This is a genomic window from Sphingomonas bacterium (genome assembly GCF_903643065.1).
In the GTDB taxonomy this organism is placed as follows: Bacteria; Pseudomonadota; Alphaproteobacteria; order Sphingomonadales; family Sphingomonadaceae; genus Sphingomonas.
The window spans coordinates 1-15,676 of the sequence record NZ_CAHJWX010000016.1; the positions used below are offsets into that span (position 1 = coordinate 1).

The 15,676-nt window shown below is 68.7% G+C and carries 13 protein-coding genes and 3 pseudogenes; 5 read left to right on the top strand and 11 right to left on the bottom strand.

Annotation, left to right across the window (positions count from 1 at the left end):
- A partial coding sequence (locus HUU95_RS01350) for an MFS transporter (RefSeq protein ID WP_174278442.1) occupies positions 1 to 965 on the top strand: 965 nt, incomplete at its 5' end.
- Here the strand turns inward: HUU95_RS01350 and HUU95_RS01355 are convergent.
- On the bottom strand, positions 934 to 1,608 hold the full coding sequence (locus HUU95_RS01355; RefSeq protein ID WP_254602554.1) for a DUF6445 family protein: 675 nt from the start codon (positions 1,606 to 1,608) through the stop codon (positions 934 to 936). The two genes, HUU95_RS01350 and HUU95_RS01355, sit on opposite strands and share 32 nt — an antisense overlap.
- Positions 1,609 to 1,794: 186 nt before the next feature.
- Between HUU95_RS01355 and HUU95_RS01360 the strand changes: the two genes are divergently transcribed.
- Positions 1,795 to 3,231, top strand: a complete 1,437-nt coding sequence (locus tag HUU95_RS01360) for a GH1 family beta-glucosidase (RefSeq protein ID WP_174278443.1) — start codon at positions 1,795 to 1,797, stop codon at positions 3,229 to 3,231.
- Positions 3,232 to 3,237: 6 nt separating this feature from the next.
- Here HUU95_RS01360 and eda read toward each other — a convergent pair.
- The 7 genes and pseudogenes from eda to HUU95_RS01390 all read right to left on the bottom strand — a co-directional run bounded on the left by eda (position 3,238) and on the right by HUU95_RS01390 (position 8,780).
- A pseudogene (gene eda, locus HUU95_RS01365) lies at positions 3,238 to 3,835 on the bottom strand (bifunctional 4-hydroxy-2-oxoglutarate aldolase/2-dehydro-3-deoxy-phosphogluconate aldolase).
- Between the two features lie 17 nt (positions 3,836 to 3,852).
- Positions 3,853 to 4,824: a glucokinase gene (glk, locus tag HUU95_RS01370; RefSeq protein WP_174278452.1), complete on the bottom strand. Its 972-nt coding sequence runs from the start codon at positions 4,822 to 4,824 to the stop codon at positions 3,853 to 3,855.
- A pseudogene (locus tag HUU95_RS01375) lies at positions 4,817 to 5,761 on the bottom strand (dihydroxy-acid dehydratase domain-containing protein); the annotation flags it as partial. The gene glk and the pseudogene HUU95_RS01375, both read right to left, overlap by 8 nt.
- A 325-nt stretch (positions 5,762 to 6,086) precedes the next feature.
- The gene (locus tag HUU95_RS14670) at positions 6,087 to 6,212 is read right to left on the bottom strand and encodes a hypothetical protein (RefSeq protein ID WP_302480081.1); all 126 of its coding nucleotides are present in this window, start codon (positions 6,210 to 6,212) and stop codon (positions 6,087 to 6,089) included.
- A 65-nt stretch (positions 6,213 to 6,277) separates the two neighbouring features.
- The gene (locus HUU95_RS01380; RefSeq protein ID WP_174278444.1) at positions 6,278 to 6,625 is read right to left on the bottom strand and encodes a hypothetical protein; all 348 of its coding nucleotides are present in this window, start codon (positions 6,623 to 6,625) and stop codon (positions 6,278 to 6,280) included.
- Positions 6,626 to 7,444 (bottom strand): recombinase zinc beta ribbon domain-containing protein, encoded by an 819-nt coding sequence (locus HUU95_RS01385; RefSeq protein WP_174278445.1) that lies wholly within the window; start codon positions 7,442 to 7,444, stop codon positions 6,626 to 6,628.
- A gap of 691 nt (positions 7,445 to 8,135) precedes the next feature.
- Positions 8,136 to 8,780: a hypothetical protein gene (locus tag HUU95_RS01390; protein WP_174278446.1), complete on the bottom strand. Its 645-nt coding sequence runs from the start codon at positions 8,778 to 8,780 to the stop codon at positions 8,136 to 8,138.
- A 281-nt stretch (positions 8,781 to 9,061) separates the two neighbouring features.
- Between HUU95_RS01390 and HUU95_RS01395 the strand changes: the two genes are divergently transcribed.
- The 3 genes and pseudogenes from HUU95_RS01395 (at position 9,062) to HUU95_RS01405 (ending at position 12,692) form a co-directional block, all read left to right on the top strand.
- Positions 9,062 to 9,898: a glycoside hydrolase family 16 protein gene (locus HUU95_RS01395; RefSeq protein WP_174278447.1), complete on the top strand. Its 837-nt coding sequence runs from the start codon at positions 9,062 to 9,064 to the stop codon at positions 9,896 to 9,898.
- A gap of 252 nt (positions 9,899 to 10,150) precedes the next feature.
- A pseudogene (locus HUU95_RS01400) lies at positions 10,151 to 11,469 on the top strand (cation:proton antiporter).
- A complete protein-coding gene (locus tag HUU95_RS01405; RefSeq protein ID WP_174278448.1) occupies positions 11,466 to 12,692 on the top strand; it encodes an alginate export family protein in 1,227 nt (408 codons plus the stop codon). The pseudogene HUU95_RS01400 and the gene HUU95_RS01405 overlap by 4 nt, the downstream one beginning before the upstream one ends.
- Positions 12,693 to 12,840: 148 nt before the next feature.
- Here HUU95_RS01405 and nagA read toward each other — a convergent pair whose 3' ends face one another.
- From nagA to HUU95_RS01420, 3 genes are all read right to left on the bottom strand, one after another.
- Positions 12,841 to 14,010, bottom strand: coding sequence for an N-acetylglucosamine-6-phosphate deacetylase (gene nagA, locus HUU95_RS01410; RefSeq protein ID WP_174278449.1), 1,170 nt, complete (start codon positions 14,008 to 14,010; stop codon positions 12,841 to 12,843).
- On the bottom strand, positions 14,007 to 15,008 hold the full coding sequence (locus HUU95_RS01415; RefSeq protein WP_174278453.1) for an SIS domain-containing protein: 1,002 nt from the start codon (positions 15,006 to 15,008) through the stop codon (positions 14,007 to 14,009). Before HUU95_RS01415 ends, nagA begins: the two co-directional genes overlap by 4 nt.
- Positions 15,009 to 15,065: 57 nt before the next feature.
- A partial coding sequence (locus HUU95_RS01420; RefSeq protein WP_174278450.1) for a BadF/BadG/BcrA/BcrD ATPase family protein occupies positions 15,066 to 15,676 on the bottom strand: 611 nt, incomplete at its 5' end.

Consider the following 15,676-nt stretch of genomic DNA (forward strand, 5'->3'; position numbering starts at 1 on the left):
GGATCGCCGCCGGGCTGGCGGCGATGCTCGCCAGCTTCGCGGCCGTGCCGGCGGTGCACGGCGTGGCGGCGATCACCGTGACCGTCGCCGCCTTCCAGATCGCGCTCAACGCCATCCTCGCGCCGTTGATGGCGCTTGTCGCCGAGGAGGTGCCCCCGGCGCGGACCGCGATGACTACCGGGCTGTTCGCCGTCGGGCCGCCGTTGGCGGCACTGGTAACGCTGGCGCTCGCCCTGCCAGCGCTGCGGACGTTCGGCGCGCGCCTGGTCGTCGTCGCGGCGATCAGCACCATCTGCCTGCTGCCATTGCTCACCACGCGGCCGCGACCTGTCGCCGAACGGGTCATCGCCGTACCGTCGGCGATCGCACGGCCCGACCTGGCGTTGGCTCTGGTGGCCCGGCTGCTCGTCCAGATCGCGGGCAACGTGCTCTTTGCCGATCTCCTCTATCTGACCGAGCAACCCGGCGGCGTAGGCGGCATCGCGATCGCGCGGACAAGCGCGCTGCTGCTGCTCGGCAACCTGCTGCCGCTGCCAATCGCGGTCGCGATCGGGCGCCGGTCGGCTCGGCGCGCGCGCCTCAGGCCATTTCTCGTGACGGCAGCGGCTGCGGCGGCAATCGGGCTGGCAGTAATGGCGGCATCGTCCGGCTGGAACGGCCGCGCCGTTGGCTTTCTGCTGTTCGCTACCGGTTGGGGCGTCTTCCTGCCGCTCCAGGTCGGCTATGTGATGCAATTGCTGCCCGATCCGGATCATCGGGGCCGCGACCTGGCGGTGCTCAACCTCGCCAACACGCTGCCGGTGCTGATCGGCCAGGGGCTGGCTTGGTGGCTCGCGACGCCGCGCGACGCCGCTGCGCTGCTGCTCGCGCTTGCCGCCCTGACGCTCGCCGGCGGCGCGCTGATGTCGACCGTCGGCGCGCGGGGACGCCCGCTTAGCCGATCGACACGAAGCCGGTCACCGTGAGCCGCCCCATCGCAGGGTCCGCGCTCAGCGACGCATCCGCTGGAATGACGCCGCTGTGCAGCGCGAAGCTGTGATAGACGACCGCGCGGTCGTAACGCGCCGGCACGACGGCGATCCGTTCGAACAGTCGATCGGCATCACCGATATAGTCGGCGACCGGCGGCCGGCCGTAGCGCAACTCGGCGTCGAGTTGCCCGTCGAAGATCGGGACGCGATGGCTGTCCACCGTCTCGAACCGCGTCGAGCGGTGACGAAAGAAGGCGGTGCCGCTGCTCGCTCCGGCGTTATCGAGATAATGAACGAACGCTACGCGGCTGCGCTCGTGCGAGTCGCAATGCGGCAGCCGCTGTGCCGGCGACAGCGCATCGCGCGGTGTGGTGACGATCGAGAAGCTGGCGTCGATCAGCGTAGCGGCGGTGCCGGCGAGCCCGAGCATCGCCGCCGCGCGCGCCACCGTTTCGGCCTGCCGCGGCCAATAATCCTCCGGCAGGGCGGCGCGCAGCCCGGGATAGGCGTGGCGCGCCGGCTCGAAAACGGCTTGCGCCGCGGCTTCGCGCAACGCGTCCGGATCACCGCTGAACTCGTCGATCACGATCACCGTTCGGCGCTCGTCGCCGACCCGCATCGTTTCGTACCGGGCCACCCGTCTCCCCTCCACCGCAGCGCGTCGCGGTAAGGGCGCGGCGGCGTATTCGTCAATGCGGCACTTGGCTAAAGCCGCGCCACCAAAACTTCCAGATGATGTGCCGCACATGTCGAATGAGCGGCTTTCCTTGCCGACGAAGCTATGCCAATCTGCAATTGAGAACGTTCACAATGGGAGGGGGCGATGGACCGCCGAGACTTCATTCGCACGGGAATGACCTTGGGCACCTGCGCCGCGGTCACGCCATCGGCCAGCGCCGCGGCGATCGTGCGCCGGCCGCTCGACATGAGTTTCCCCAAGGATTTCGCCTGGGGCTGCGCGACCGCCGCGTACCAGGTCGAAGGCGCGGTGAACGAGGATGGCCGCGGGGCGACGAACTGGGATGTCTTCTCCCACACCTCCGGCAGGGTCGCCAACGGCGACAATGGCGATGTCGCGTGCGACAGCTATCATCGCTACCCGGAAGACATCGCGCTCCTGAAGGGGCTGGGCGTCGGCGCGCACCGCATGTCGATCGCGTGGTCGCGGATCTTCCCCGATGGGCGCGGCCCGATCAATCAGAAGGGTGTCGACTATTACAACCGGGTGATCGACGCGCTGCTCGCCGCCGGCATCAAGCCGTACGTCACGCTGTTTCACTGGGACTTGCCGCAGGCGCTTCCCGGCGGATGGCAGAACCGCGACACCGCCCATGCCTTCGCCGACTATGCCGGCTTCATGGCGGGCAAGCTGTCCGATCGCGTGCACCACTTCATCACCGTGAACGAGCTGCGCTGTTTTACCGATCTCGGCCATCAGCAGGGCATCCATGCGCCGGGGTTGAAGCTGCTTCCCGCCGGCGTCAACCAAGTCCGTCATCACGGCGTGCTGGCGCACGGGCTCGGGGCGCAGGCGGTGCGCGCCCATGCCCGCGCGGGCACACAGGTCGGCGTGGCCGACAACACCAGCCTCTTCGTCCCGGTGATCGAAACCTCCGAGCACATCGCCGCGGCCAAGCAGGCGGTGCGCGACGACAACGCCATGTTCCTGACCGCGATCATGGAAGGGCGATACCTCGACAGCTACCTCGCCGCAGCGGGAGCGGACGCGCCGCAGGCGCGGGCGGGCGACATGGCGGCGATCGGCACGCCGCTCGATTTTGTTGCGCTCAATATCTATGCACCGACCTATGTGAAAGCCGATCCGTCGGTGGCGCGCGGCTGGACGCCGCTGCCGCACCTGCCGCAATCACCACGGATGGCGTCGCCGTGGCTCTATGTCGGCCCGGAGGTAGCCTATTGGGGCGTCCGGGCGGTGAGCGAGCTGTGGGGGCCGAAGTCGCTCTACATCTCCGAGAACGGCTGTTCGACCGACGACGTCCTGGACGCGCAGGGGCACGACGACGATGCCGACCGGATCATGTACCTGCGCAACTATCTCGGCCAGTTCCGTCGCGCGACCGCCGAGGGCTATCCGCTGCACGGCTATTTCCTGTGGAGCCTGATGGACAATTTCGAGTGGGCGGACGGCTACGGCAAGCGCTTCGGCCTTCACTATGTCGATTTCGCGACGTTGAAGCGCACGCCCAAGCTCAGCGCGCTGTGGTACCGGGAACTGATCCGTCGCAACGCGCTGGTGTGACGGCGATCAGTCGTGCGTCAGCAGGGCGGCGGCCCGCGAGCGACGTCCGATTTCGTCGAGATCGCCATTCGCGGATATGATCCACGATCCTCCCACGCAGATCACCTGCTCGATGGCCAGCCAGTCCGGCGCGGTGTCGATCGTGACGCCGCCGGTCGGGCAGAACGGGCATGAGACGAAGGGCGCTACCAGCGCCTTCAGCGCGGGGATGCCGCCGCTGGCAGTGGCGGGGAAGAACGTGGATGGGTTAGGCCCAGGTCGAGGCCGCGTATGATATCGGCGGCGGTGCCAACGCCGGGCAGGAACGTGATGGCGCGCTCGCGGGCGGCCCTGGCCAGCGGATCGGTCAGCCCCGGCGACACGATGAAGCGCGCGCCCGCCGCCATCGCAGCGTCGAGCTGACGTTCGTCGAGGTCGGTGCCGGCACCGACGACAGCGCCATCGACCTTCGCCATCTCGGCGATGACATCAAGCGCTGCGGGCGTCGCAAGGTCACCTCCAGCGCGCGCAGGCGGCCGGCGACCAGCCGCTCGGCGATCGGCGATCGGTCACGCCCGTGCCGCATCGTCGATCAAAGCACGGGGATGATCGGTGCCAGCTGCATGACGGAAGCGATGTCGATCAACGGGGATGCTCCTGGCAAAAGGCGGCGGCTGCGCCGAGCAGGCCGGGTTCGGAGTAGGTGACGAGCTGGACCGGCACCTGCGCCATCCGCTCCTCGAAGCGGCCCTTGGCACGAAACCGCGCAGCGAAGCCGGATCGCGGCAGGTGATCGGCGATGCGCAGGCCCAGCCCGCCCGCGATCACCACCCGCGTTCCGCCCTGGGCGAGCGCGATGTCGCCGGCGACTGCCCCCAGGCTGAGGCAGAAGCGGTCGAACGCCGCCACCGCCAGGCTGTCGGTATCATTCAGCGCCGCCGCCCACAGCGCCTTGTCGTCGAACGTCGCGACCGGCCGCCCCTCGATCGCGCCGAGCGCCTCGTAGATGTTGGCAAGACCAGGCCCCGAGACGATCCGTTCGACCGAGACGCGGCGGTAACGGCCGCGCAGGCGCTGAATGATCGCCTCCTCGATCGTGTCGAGCGCGGCGAAGTCGAGATGGCCGCCCTCGGTCTCGATCACCTCGACGCGGCCGCCCCGCCGCAGCAACAACGCCACGCCCAGCCCGGTGCCGGGGCCGACGATGGTGACGACCTCGTCGTCGCGGATCGGCTCGTCCGGTCCGCACAGGTGGCGAAGATGCTCCGGCCCAAGCTGCGCAACGGCGTGACCGATCGCGCCGAAATCGTTGACGAGGCTGAACCGGTCGAGCCCCAGCTTCTCGCCGATCAGCGCCGGGCGAATGATCCACGGGTTGTTCGTCAGCTTGAGCACCTCGCCCTGAATCGGGCAGGCGACCGCGATGCCGGCTTCGCGCGGCAGGAGCTGACCGCATGTTGCCGCATAGGCTTCCCACGCGGTCTGCAGGCTGGCGTGCTCCGCCGTTCGCAGCGTCGCTTGGCGGTCGAGCGAGACGACGCGCTCGCTCTTGATCCCAGCGATCGCGAAGCGGGCGTGCGTACCGCCGATGTCGACGGCGACGATTTCACGCATAGTCATGCGTCGGTCTCGCTGTCCGCGACGCTGGCGTCAATGCCTCCGGCTCGTCGATCTCGCCATCGGCAATGTCCCGGCCCATCGCCGCGAGCATTGCCGACCCGCCCTGTTCCGCAATACCGGCACCGTGACGCAGGAACGCGAACAGCTCACGGCCCGTGCCGATCGGCGGCGGCGGCGGCGGCGCGGCGGCGCGATCGCGCGCCGCCCATTCGGCCGAGTCGATCAGGCGTCGATCGTTCCTGCGTCTGCCGACACCCGGACAATGTCGTCGTCGCGCAACCGGCCCAGCGCGCCGCCGCCCAGCGCCTTCAGCGCTGACATGGTACGCTTTCAACACGTCATCCTGATCGGCGAACACCCGTGCCGGTGCCTCGACAGTCCAGCGCGACGGATCGGCGGCGCTGGTCTTGAAAGTGGCATGGCCGAGATTGCCCTGCAACAGCCGCATTCCGCCATCGGGCAGAAAAGGCTCATGGGGAGGACGCAGCATCGTGTCGTCGCGGCTGTGCGGCACTGGATGCCACGCCAGCGTGTCGGCGTCGAGCACGGGCTCGCGCGCATGAGCGGCGAGGCCGCCCTCCCACACCGTCAGGACGTCGCCGTGGAGCAAGCCAGCGTCGAGCAGAGAACCGATGACGAACGCCATGCCACCCGCCTGATGAAACGCGTTCACGTCGCCCGAGCCACCCGGATAGGTCCGCGCGATCAGCGGCACCGCCGCCGACAGCGCATCGATATTCGACCAGTCAATGGCGATCCCCGCCGCGCGAGCGATGGCGGGCAGGTGAAGGACGTGATTGGTCGAGCCGCCGGTCGCCAGCAGGCCCACCGCGGCATCAACGATCGCCCGCTCGTCGATGCCGCGACCGATCGGGCGATAATCGCCGTCGTCCCAGCCGATCTCGACCAGCCGACGGACCGCGGGCCTGGTAGCCGCCGAGGAGACGAATTGTTACGCCGCGAGCTGGCCGTCACCCGCAATCGCCTCGCCTTTCTGATCTCACGCGGACGTTACTGACCCGCACAGTAACCGTCGTCGAACCGTAAGCAACTTCACCAAGCGTGATCGCCAAGCCTACCGTCCCACGATCGCACAAGAACTGACCGGGAGGGATCCGAATGAAGACGGCTTTCACGCTGCGAGAGCATGGGCGTGGTGCCGACATGATGCTGGCGACGGTCGCGTCGATGGCTTCGCATGGCGCATCGGCCCGATCGGCGACCGCGCAACCGGCGACTGGTCAGGTGTCTACCCTTCAGCCCGACGGCGCGCCGCCGACCGACAACGGCGAGAAGGGTGATGTCGTCGCCACGCGATCGAGACGGTCACGCGCCTGCGCGCGCTCGCCGATGACGGCAAGCTCGTCATCGCCTCGATCCACGACCTGACCTTCGCCGCGCGCCACGCCAGCCATTCAAATATCTCGAGGCAAAATTCCTAATCTTTCTAGTGCCTATGTTTGTCGTCTCTACAGCACCACTCCCGGTCAAAGATGGGCACCTTTGCCGCCAGCGGCGGCTTGTCGCTGACGAGCAGGTGCTCGAGCGCGGAACGGGTGCCACTGATGCGAATCTGGTCGGGCGACAGCGTGACCTGCTCGACCAGCAGCCCGACGTAAGCGCGGCGGAAGTTCGGGTTCCCGGCGACGAGCCTGGCGCGCAGCACCTGCCCGAACTCCGCGATGACAGTGGGCGTGATCCGCTTGCGCGAGATGGTCAGCTGCCGCTCGATGCTCTCGATCTCGGTCGTGGCGGACTGCTGGCACGCGCGCTGGAACGCGATGCGCTCGACCACCTAGCGGCTGTCGGCGGGCATGGCTCCCTTCTCCGCGCGGGTGAGCAGATTGCCGATCGCCTTCTCCGCCTCGGTCCGGGTGGTGCGCGCCACCGCGAGCGCGCGGCGACGCCGCTGGTCGGCCTCTTCGGTCCTCTCGAGCAGGCCGGCGAGCAGTTGCTGCAGGTGTTCCGGATCGAGCACGCGGTCGAGCAGCGCGTCGAGCACTACCTCGTCCAGCGCTTCGCGCCGGATGGACGGCAGCGTGCACGCGTCGGCGACGCGGTTGGCGCGGTGTTCGCAAACGTAATAATGGTACTGGCCGCCCTTGCCGGAGCGCACGGTCAAGCCTGCGCCGCAGCCGGGCACGCCGCAGCGCGCCACCCGGGACGGCAACATGGTGACTCCGTTCACGACGTGCGGGGCCGTCACGCGCGGCCGGCGCGACGCGCGGGTCGCGGCGGCTGCCATAAAGATATGTTCGTCAACGATGGCCGGGCATGCGACCCGCACCCACTCCGTTTCGGGCAGCGGTTCGCCCAGGTCGCTGGTCTTGCCATCCATGTAATGGCCGATGTTGTGAGTGCGCGCGAGGATGTCGGCCACGTTGCTGTTGTGAAACCTGCCCGATTTGAGGGTGTACCCGCGCTCGTTGAGCCACCGCGCAATTGAGCGTACGCCCATGGCTCCGTGGAGCCCCGCAAGCTGGATCTGCTCCGGCAGGTGTTTGAGGGGTCCGAGGCGCTTCGGCCAATCCTTTACCCGCACGAACTGACTGGGACCGTGGCGGCCCGTTTCGGTTCCCTTGCCCGCCACCTTGAGGACTGCGGCCACGCTCATCCGTGCGCTGGCCCAGCGTCTCGAGCGCGCCGAGGAACGACTGGCGAGTCTGTTCGGCGAATGGGGGAGGGCGGCTTCTTCGGCGCCGAGGCAATCCGCCACTTCAATGGTGGCCTCTTCGACGACGCGCCGGTGCTCCCGCTGCAGTCGGTGGCGCTCAGCACCGACCAGATCAGCGGGCGAGTGCCGTCTGACCCCGCCCCACGAGGACGATCAGCAGCGCCGTCAGTGCCAGCGGAACGATCATGGCCAGCCTATTCACCGTGGCGCCTCCGCGTCCGGGGAGGTGTCGCTCGAATAAGGCCGCCGGGCGCGCGGAGGCCTTCATCCTGATGGCCGGAGCGACCTGCCCGGTCCTCAGCACCCTGCTCCATCGCGCGGCGACGCGAGTACGCCGGCGAGATCCGCCAGCGCGAGGTCCGCCGCGAGAGGGCCGGCGGGCGATCGGTATCGGTCGACGCCGTGGCGATCAGATTGGTCGCGCCGACCAGCGCCGCCGCCGGCCCATCGTATCCGGGTCTCGTCCTCTAGCGCGAGCCATTCCGCGCTGCGGCGCGCGACGCCCGCGGCGCTGGTCATCGCTCCGAGCCAGCGGCCAGACCCCTCCGGGGGAAGGCCGGATCGAAGCGGAAGGCGAGCGAATCCGACAGACTGTTGAAGGATCCCATGAGTTGCAGCTTGGTGGCCACGGTCATTCTCCCATGAACGACGAGATGACGGCGGCGAGTGTGTCGGATGCCCTGCCGACCCGCTCGCGAGTGATGTGGGCGAGGTGCGCGCGCTCGGCCGTGCTCAGGTTCGAACGGTCCCGCAGCACCCGCCGCAGATCGGCGTCGGCAGCCGCGACCTCCGCCAGGGCGGCGTCGAGGGCGGGCTGCAGCCTAGCGGCCTGGAGCGTGTCCTCGGAGCGGTCGTAGTAGGTGGCGGCGAACGCACGCCGGCGATCGGGCGGCAGGTCGGAGGCCTGCGCCGCGCGCACCAGCGTGCCTGCGATCACCATCCTCAGCCCTGCGTCGCCGCTGCGGCTCAGACTCCAAACGGCGAGCTGGCCACGCAGCGACCTGATGAGCGTGTCCGCCAGGTCGGCCTGCGCGACGAGGATTCGCAGCTGTCGGGCTTTGTCCGCTTCGCTCTGAAGGTCGCCGACGAACTCGAGAAACCCCTTGATAGTGGCCACTTGCGGGTCGGTGGCGCCGGGCACGACGGGTATGTCGCCAGCGACCGCGTGGAGCAGCCGGTCGGCCGAGCCCGCCAGCGAGACCGCCTCGGCGAAGTCGGCTGCCGGATCGGGACCCTTGGCGTCCAAGATGCCGGTGAGGCCGCTCGGATAGGCCACGAGGGCGTCCACGAGGACGAAGGTGGGTTCGAGGTCGCAGCCAGGAGAGGTAAGCGTGAACGGATCGGGATAGGCTTTGAAAATAACGATAGCGGTGCTGGATGTTTGATAGGAGGTTTTAACGTCCCCTATGGGGTGCGGACGTGCGACCGGCCTTGCGCTCCGCCTATGCACGATGCTGCGTGCCCGATGAACGAGGAGGTGGTAGATATTAGCGTTCTGTGCCTGATGTCGCCACGCAGGAAATGCTGTCGATCGTTGGCAGGCGGAGATCCGATATGATGGCGGCATGGCTGGCGCTGCTCGCACAAGCCGCAACGCTGGGAGCGATCAACTACGCGTTCGATGCTCCGATGGTCACGCCCACTCGCCGGCCCAGCTTTGCCGACGATTTCGGAGGCACGACGATCGATGCCGCGAAATGGCGCTTCGACACAGGCAGCAACGCGATTGGCTGGCCCAATCACGAGCGGCAATATTATGCCAACGCGAGACCGGAAAACACGCGCGTCAGGGGTGGCGTGCTGATAATCGAGGCACGCCGCGAAACGCTGGCCAAGGATCGTTTTCCCGATTGGGGCGGCGAGAGCTATACCTCGGCCAGGCTCGTCTCGCGCCAGCCGCAAGGCTACGGCTTCTACGAGGTCCGCGCGAAGCTGCCTTGCGGACGTGGCACTTGGCCGGCGATCTGGCTGCTGCCGCCGACGGGCACATGGCCGGACGCGGGCGAGATCGATGTGATGGAGATGGTCGGTTGGGACCCGGCGGTTGTCCACGCCACGCTCCACACCGGCGCCTTCAACCATCGCCTTGGCACCCAGCGCGGAGCGCAGGTGATCGTGCCGACGAGTTGCGCCGCATTTCATCGCTACCAGCTCGACTGGCAGCCGCACTCGATAACGATAGGCGTTGATGGCCGAGCCTTTATGCGCGTGCTCGACGACCAACCGGGCGGGATCGCGGCCTGGCCTTTCACCCGTCCCTACGACATGATCCTCAATCTGGCGATCGGCGGCGACTGGGGCGGGCGGAAAGGCGTGGACGATGCGGCGTTCCCACAGCGGCTGGTCATCGACTATCTGCGCTACTGGACCGACCCGCCCGCCGGCACTCCGTAGCAGGGCGGCGTCGGCACAAATCGCGCCGGGCACCGACCAACCCGAGCGGTTTGGCATACGCGGGACGCCCGTCGCAGGCGTGGTTTCGGTCGCCGACCGACACCGATGGCGATCGGCTGTTTGCAGCAGTGACGGCTACACGATCGCATCTGGCGGCAACGCCCGCGACGCTGTTGCCCCGCGCTTGCAATCTATGCGCTATACAATTTGTTCTGGGTGTCGGGGGCGGGAATGGAGGACTGATACGAGAGTCTGGCGAAGGTCGCGGGGGGCGTTCTCGCGCCTCATGGGCCGGCGATTACGGGAACGGCGGCGAGCTATGCGCCGGGCGATTTCAGCGTCCACTTCTTCCTCCAGCTTGCCGTCATCCTGCTTGCCTGCCGCGTCGTCGGATGGTTGGGACGTCGCTTTCTCGGCCAACCCCAGGTGGTGGGCGAGATGATCGCCGGCGTCGTGCTCGGCCCGTCGCTGCTGGGCCTGATCTTCCCCGGCCTGCAGGGCGCGATCTTCCTAAGGAGACCAGGAACGTGCTCTACGCCGGCGCGCAACTCGGCGTCGGGCTCTACATGTTCCTCGTCGGCACGACGCTCAGGCTGGACCATTTCCGGTCGAAGGCGCGCAGCGCATCGGCGGTCTCGCTGGGGGGCATCGCCGCGCCGTTCGCGGTCGCGGTGCTGATAACGCCGCTGCTGCTCGGCGTCCCCGGGCTGTTCGCGGCCGGGATCGGCCAGGCCAATGCGACGCTGTTCCTGGGTGCCTGCATCGCGCTCACCGCTTTTCCGATGTTGGCGCGCATCATCAACGAGCGCGGGCTCGCCGACAGCGCTCTGGGCACGCTGTCGCTGACGGCGGGGGCTTTCGACGACGTCTGCTCGGGGTGCGTGCTCGCGATCGGCGGCGGCATCGCCTATGCGGCCTTCGTCCTGCTCGTCGGCCGGCGGCTGCTGGCGCCGCTCGGCGCGGCGGTCGAGCGCGAGGGCGAGATGAGCGCGGGCGTGCTCGCGGTGACGCTCGCGCTGTTTTGCCTGTCGGCGTTCCTGATGGACGCGATCGGCATCCACGCGATCTTCGGCGGATTCCTGCTCGGCGCGGCGATGCCGCGCGGGGCGTTCGCCGCCGAGCTGAAGCGCAAGGTGGAGCCGGTCGCGGTCGTGCTGCTGCTGCCGATGTTCTTCACCTATTCGGGTCTCAACACGCGGATGGACATGGTCGCGTCGGCCTCGCTGCTGCTAGTCGCGCTCGGCATCCTGGCGGCGTCGATCGTGGCGAAGGGCGGCGCCTGCTACCTCGCCGCGCGGCTGTCGGGCGAGGACAACCGCACCGCGCTCGGCATCGGCGCGCTGATGAACTCGCGCGGGCTGATGGAGCTCATCATCATCAACATCGGATTGCAGAAGGGCATCATCGGTCCGACGCTGTTCGCGATGCTGGTGCTGATGGCGATCGTGACGACGATGATGGCGGGCCCTTTGTTCGAGGTCTTCTACGGTCGCCGCGGCCGCGAGACGGGCGAATTGTCGCCGCTCGACGGCGCGCTCGCCCAAATCGGCGGACCGGCGCGCGTTCGATGATCGCGCGCGTCGCGTCGCTGCCGCTGCTCGCGGTCGTATTGCTGAGCGGCGCCGCCGCGGCGCAGGAGGTCGATCTCCGGCCGTTGATCGACGCCCGGCTGCGGTGGGAAGATGTCGATCAGACCGGCCTGCCGCGCGACGCCGACGCGGTGACCATGCGCATACGCTCGGGCATTGAGGCACGGCGGGGCGCGTGGTCGGCGCTGGCCGAGACGGAGGCGACGCTGGCGATCACCGAGCGCTACAACAGCGGAACCAACGGCCGGACCGGCTATCCACTTGTCGTCGACCCGCAGAACATCGAGCTCAACCGCGCGCAAGTCCGCTATCAAGGCGCGAACGGCCTCGCCGCGACCGCCGGCCGTCAGCTGATCGAATTGACCGACCAACGCTTTGTCGGATCTTCAAGCTGGCGACAGAATCAGCAGACCTACGACGCGGTGCGCGTCCAGTGGGGCAAGCCCTCCACGCTGTTCGCGGACGTGACCTATGCCTGGTCGGACCGCACCGTGAACGGCATCGACGGCGCCGGCGCGCGCCAGCAGGCGGTCGACGGCGACAACGTCTTCGCGCTGCTCGGGGCCGGCACCAGGCTGGGTACGCTGAGCGTGTTCGCGTATCTGGTCGATCAGGACGAGGCCGCAGTGCAAGGTTACCGATTGTCGAGCCAGACCTTCGGCCTGCGCTTCGCCGGGGTCAGGTCGCTCGCCCACGCGGTCAAGCTCGGCTATACCACGAGCTGGGCGCGCCAGAGCGATTACCGGCGCAATCCCAACGATTATCTGGCCGATTACTGGCTCGGCGAAGCGACGCTGACGGTGAACCGGCTGACCACGACTGGGGGATATGAGGTACTCGGTGCCAGCCGGAAGGGCGTTCGGGGAGTCGCGCTGACCAGCGTCCAGACGCCGCTTGCCAGCCTGTTCAAATTCCAGGGCTGGGCGGACAAGTTCACGACCACGCCGCCCAACGGCGTCCGCGATCTATACGCGACGGTCGGTTTCGGCGGCAGGGCGGGGCGGTGGGGCGTTCCGGGGCTGTCGGCCACCTATCACCGCTTTCGCTCTGGCCGGCTCGGTCAATATTATGGCGACGAGGAGGACATGCTCGCCAGCCTGAAGCGCGGCCACACCACGATCGCGGCGCGCTACGCCCGCTATCGCGCCGCGACATTCGCGACCGACACGGACAAGCTGTGGTTGGAGATCGGGTGGGTGTTTTGATCGCGAAAAAGGCGGGCAGGCGTGGAAGCAAATAGCCGGTAAGAGTACGCCATTGAGCCAGTCGACCAGAATGTCATCCTGCGGTGGTGTCGCGTTCGAACGGGTCGAAGCCGGGTCGCTCGCGACCGCGCCGGCCGCATCGGCTCGATCAGGCGGCGGCGGACTGCGCGGCGTTGAGGCGGCCATGCTGCCAGACGCCCTTGGCGTCGCCTTCGCGTCCTAGCCATACCAGGTCGGCCGCGCGGCCGACCTCGATCGATCCGGTGACGTCGTCGAGCCGCAGGAAACGCGCGGGTGCCAGCGACGCCATCATCGATGCCGCTTCGATGCCGATCCCGGTCATCGTCATGATGTTGCGCACCGCCAACGCCATGGTCAGGTCGCAGCCCGCCAGCGTCCCATCGGGTCCGACGCACACGCCGTCGCGCACCTCGATCGTGACGCCGTTCAGCGGGAAGCTGCGATGTGCGCTGCCGACCGCTGGCATCGCGTCGCTGACCAGCATGCACCGATCGATCGGCCGCGCGCGCAGGACGATGCGCAGCACCGCAGGATCGACGTGGTGGCCGTCGGCGATCAGTCCGCAGTAACTCGCCTGATCGTCCAGCGCGGCACCGACTACGCCCGGCGCACGGTGCAGCATCGGCGACATCGCGTTGAACAGATGGGTGAAGCCGGTGACGCCCGCATCGAGCGCCGCCCGCATCGTGGCGTGATCGGCGTCGGTATGGCCGGCCGCGACAATGACTCCGGCGCCCGCCAGCGCCGCTATGTCGCCGGTGCCGCACAGTTCGGGTGCCAGCGTCACCAGCGTTCGGCCTCGCTTCAGGCTGGTGAGCAGATCGATGGCCGCGGCGTCGAGGCGGCGGAACTTGGCGGGATCGTGGATGCCCTTGCGCGCCCTGGCGATGAAGGGGCCTTCGACATGGATGCCGAGCACGCCGGGAACGCCCTGGTCGATCGCCGCTTCGACCGCGCGCATCGCCGCATCGATCACGTCGAGGTCGTCGGAGATCAGCGTCGGCAGGAAGCCGGTCGTGCCATGGGCGGCATGGGCGGCGCCGATCGTCGCGATCGTGTCGACGCTCGGCGCATCGTTGAACAGCCTGCCGCCGCCGCCATTTATCTGAGCGTCGACGAAACCGGGCACGAGGTGGTCGCCGCCGATATCCAGCAGTCCGCCACCGCGCGGGCTCGCGCCCGCCCCCGTCATGTCGCCGAACGCCGCGATCCTGCCGGCCTCGATTGTCAGATAGCCGTTCGTGAGCACGCCTCGCGGCGTGACCAGCCGGGCGTTGATGATGGTGACCCTGCTCATCGCGTCGACGTGACCTTGCGGAGATGGGGAGGCAGATCGGGATCGAGGCCCCTGGCCAGCGACAGGGCGTTGGCGAAGCGGTAGAAACTTTGGATCATCAATATCGGTTCCAGCGCCGGCAGCGCGCGCAACGCCGGCAAGGCACCGCCGCCCGCGGCGTCGGCGAGCATGGTCGCCGCGCCCCGCTCGGCGAACTGAGCGACCATCGCGCGGACGCCGTCGCCGGCGTCGTCGGAAGTGGCGAAGGCGAGGATGGGGAAATCCCGGCCGACGATCGTCATCGGGCCGTGGCGCACCTCGGCCGCCGAGAAGGCTTCCGCGTGCAGCCCGCACGTTTCCTTCAGCTTGAGCGCCGCTTCCTGCGCGATCGCCAGACCGTAGCCGCGACCGATGACGAACAGGCTGCGGTCGCCCCGGAGCAGCGGCAGCGCCGCGCGCCAGTCGGCCGCGAAGGCCTGCTCAAGCTGGTCAGGCAGGGCGGCGAACCCGGCGCGCAAGGCCGCGTTGTCCGACCAGGCGGCGACCAGCGCGGCAATGCCGGCGAGCGACGCGATGTACGATTTGGTCGCCGCGACCGACCGTTCCGGCCCGGCCAGCAGCGGCAGCACCGTGTGCGCCATCTCCGCCAGTGGCGACTCGACGTCGTTGACCAGCGCAACGACCAGCGCACCGGCTTCGCGCTGCGCGGCGACGGCGGCGAGCAGGTCCGGGCTGCGTCCCGACTGCGATATGGCGAGGCACAGCCTTTGGCCTGGGACGACGGCGGCGGCGAAGATCGACGAGACCGACAGCGCGGCGGACGCCGTCGGGATACCGAGATGCGTCTCGATCATGTATTTGGCGTAGGTCGCCGCATGGTCCGACGACCCGCGCGCGCAGGTGACGACGGCGGCGGGCGGATGCGCCCGCAGGCGCGCGACGACCGCCTCGATCGCCGCCGCGTTGCCGGCCAGGAAGCGCGCCACCGCTGCGCTGCCCTCGGCGCTCTCGCGGAACATCAGCGTCGCTGACGGATCGGCCTTCGCCGGCGAGTCCAGGGTCTGGGCGGCCACGGTCTACTCGTCCTCGTGTATCGATCGGCGCGCCAGCAGCGACGCGCCGGTGATGGCGTCGTGCTCGGGCGGGGTCAGACTGTCGCGCGCGCGCGGGGCAAGCCATGGCTCGATGTACAATGCCATCCCCCCCATCAGGCAGACGCGACTCGCGCCCATTGCCACCAGCCGCGCGATCATCCGGTCGAGGTCGGCAGCCGAGCGCCGCACCAGGGAGAGGCCGAATGCGTCGCCGTCGCGCGCGGCGGCGAGGATCATCGGCGCGAGGGCACCATAATCCTTGGGTCGCGCCGCGGTGATCCATTTCACCATCGCGCCCGCCGTGCCGCCGATCACGCCGCGAACGCCGCGGGTCAGCTCGGTTTCGGGTAGCAGCCCATCATGCGCGTCCAGCGCGCCCGCGATCGCGTCGCGCCCCAGCGCCGCGGCCGACCCCTTGTCGTCGACCTCGAACCCCCAGCCGAAGACCGGACGTCCCACGCCGTCGATCACCGCGTGCGCCGCGCTGCCCGTGCCGGTGATGAGGATCGCGCCGTCGCGGCCCGCGAACGCGCCCAGGCAGGCGATATGGGCGTCCGACACCGCGACCGCGCGCGCGAACGCCGGCCCGGCGG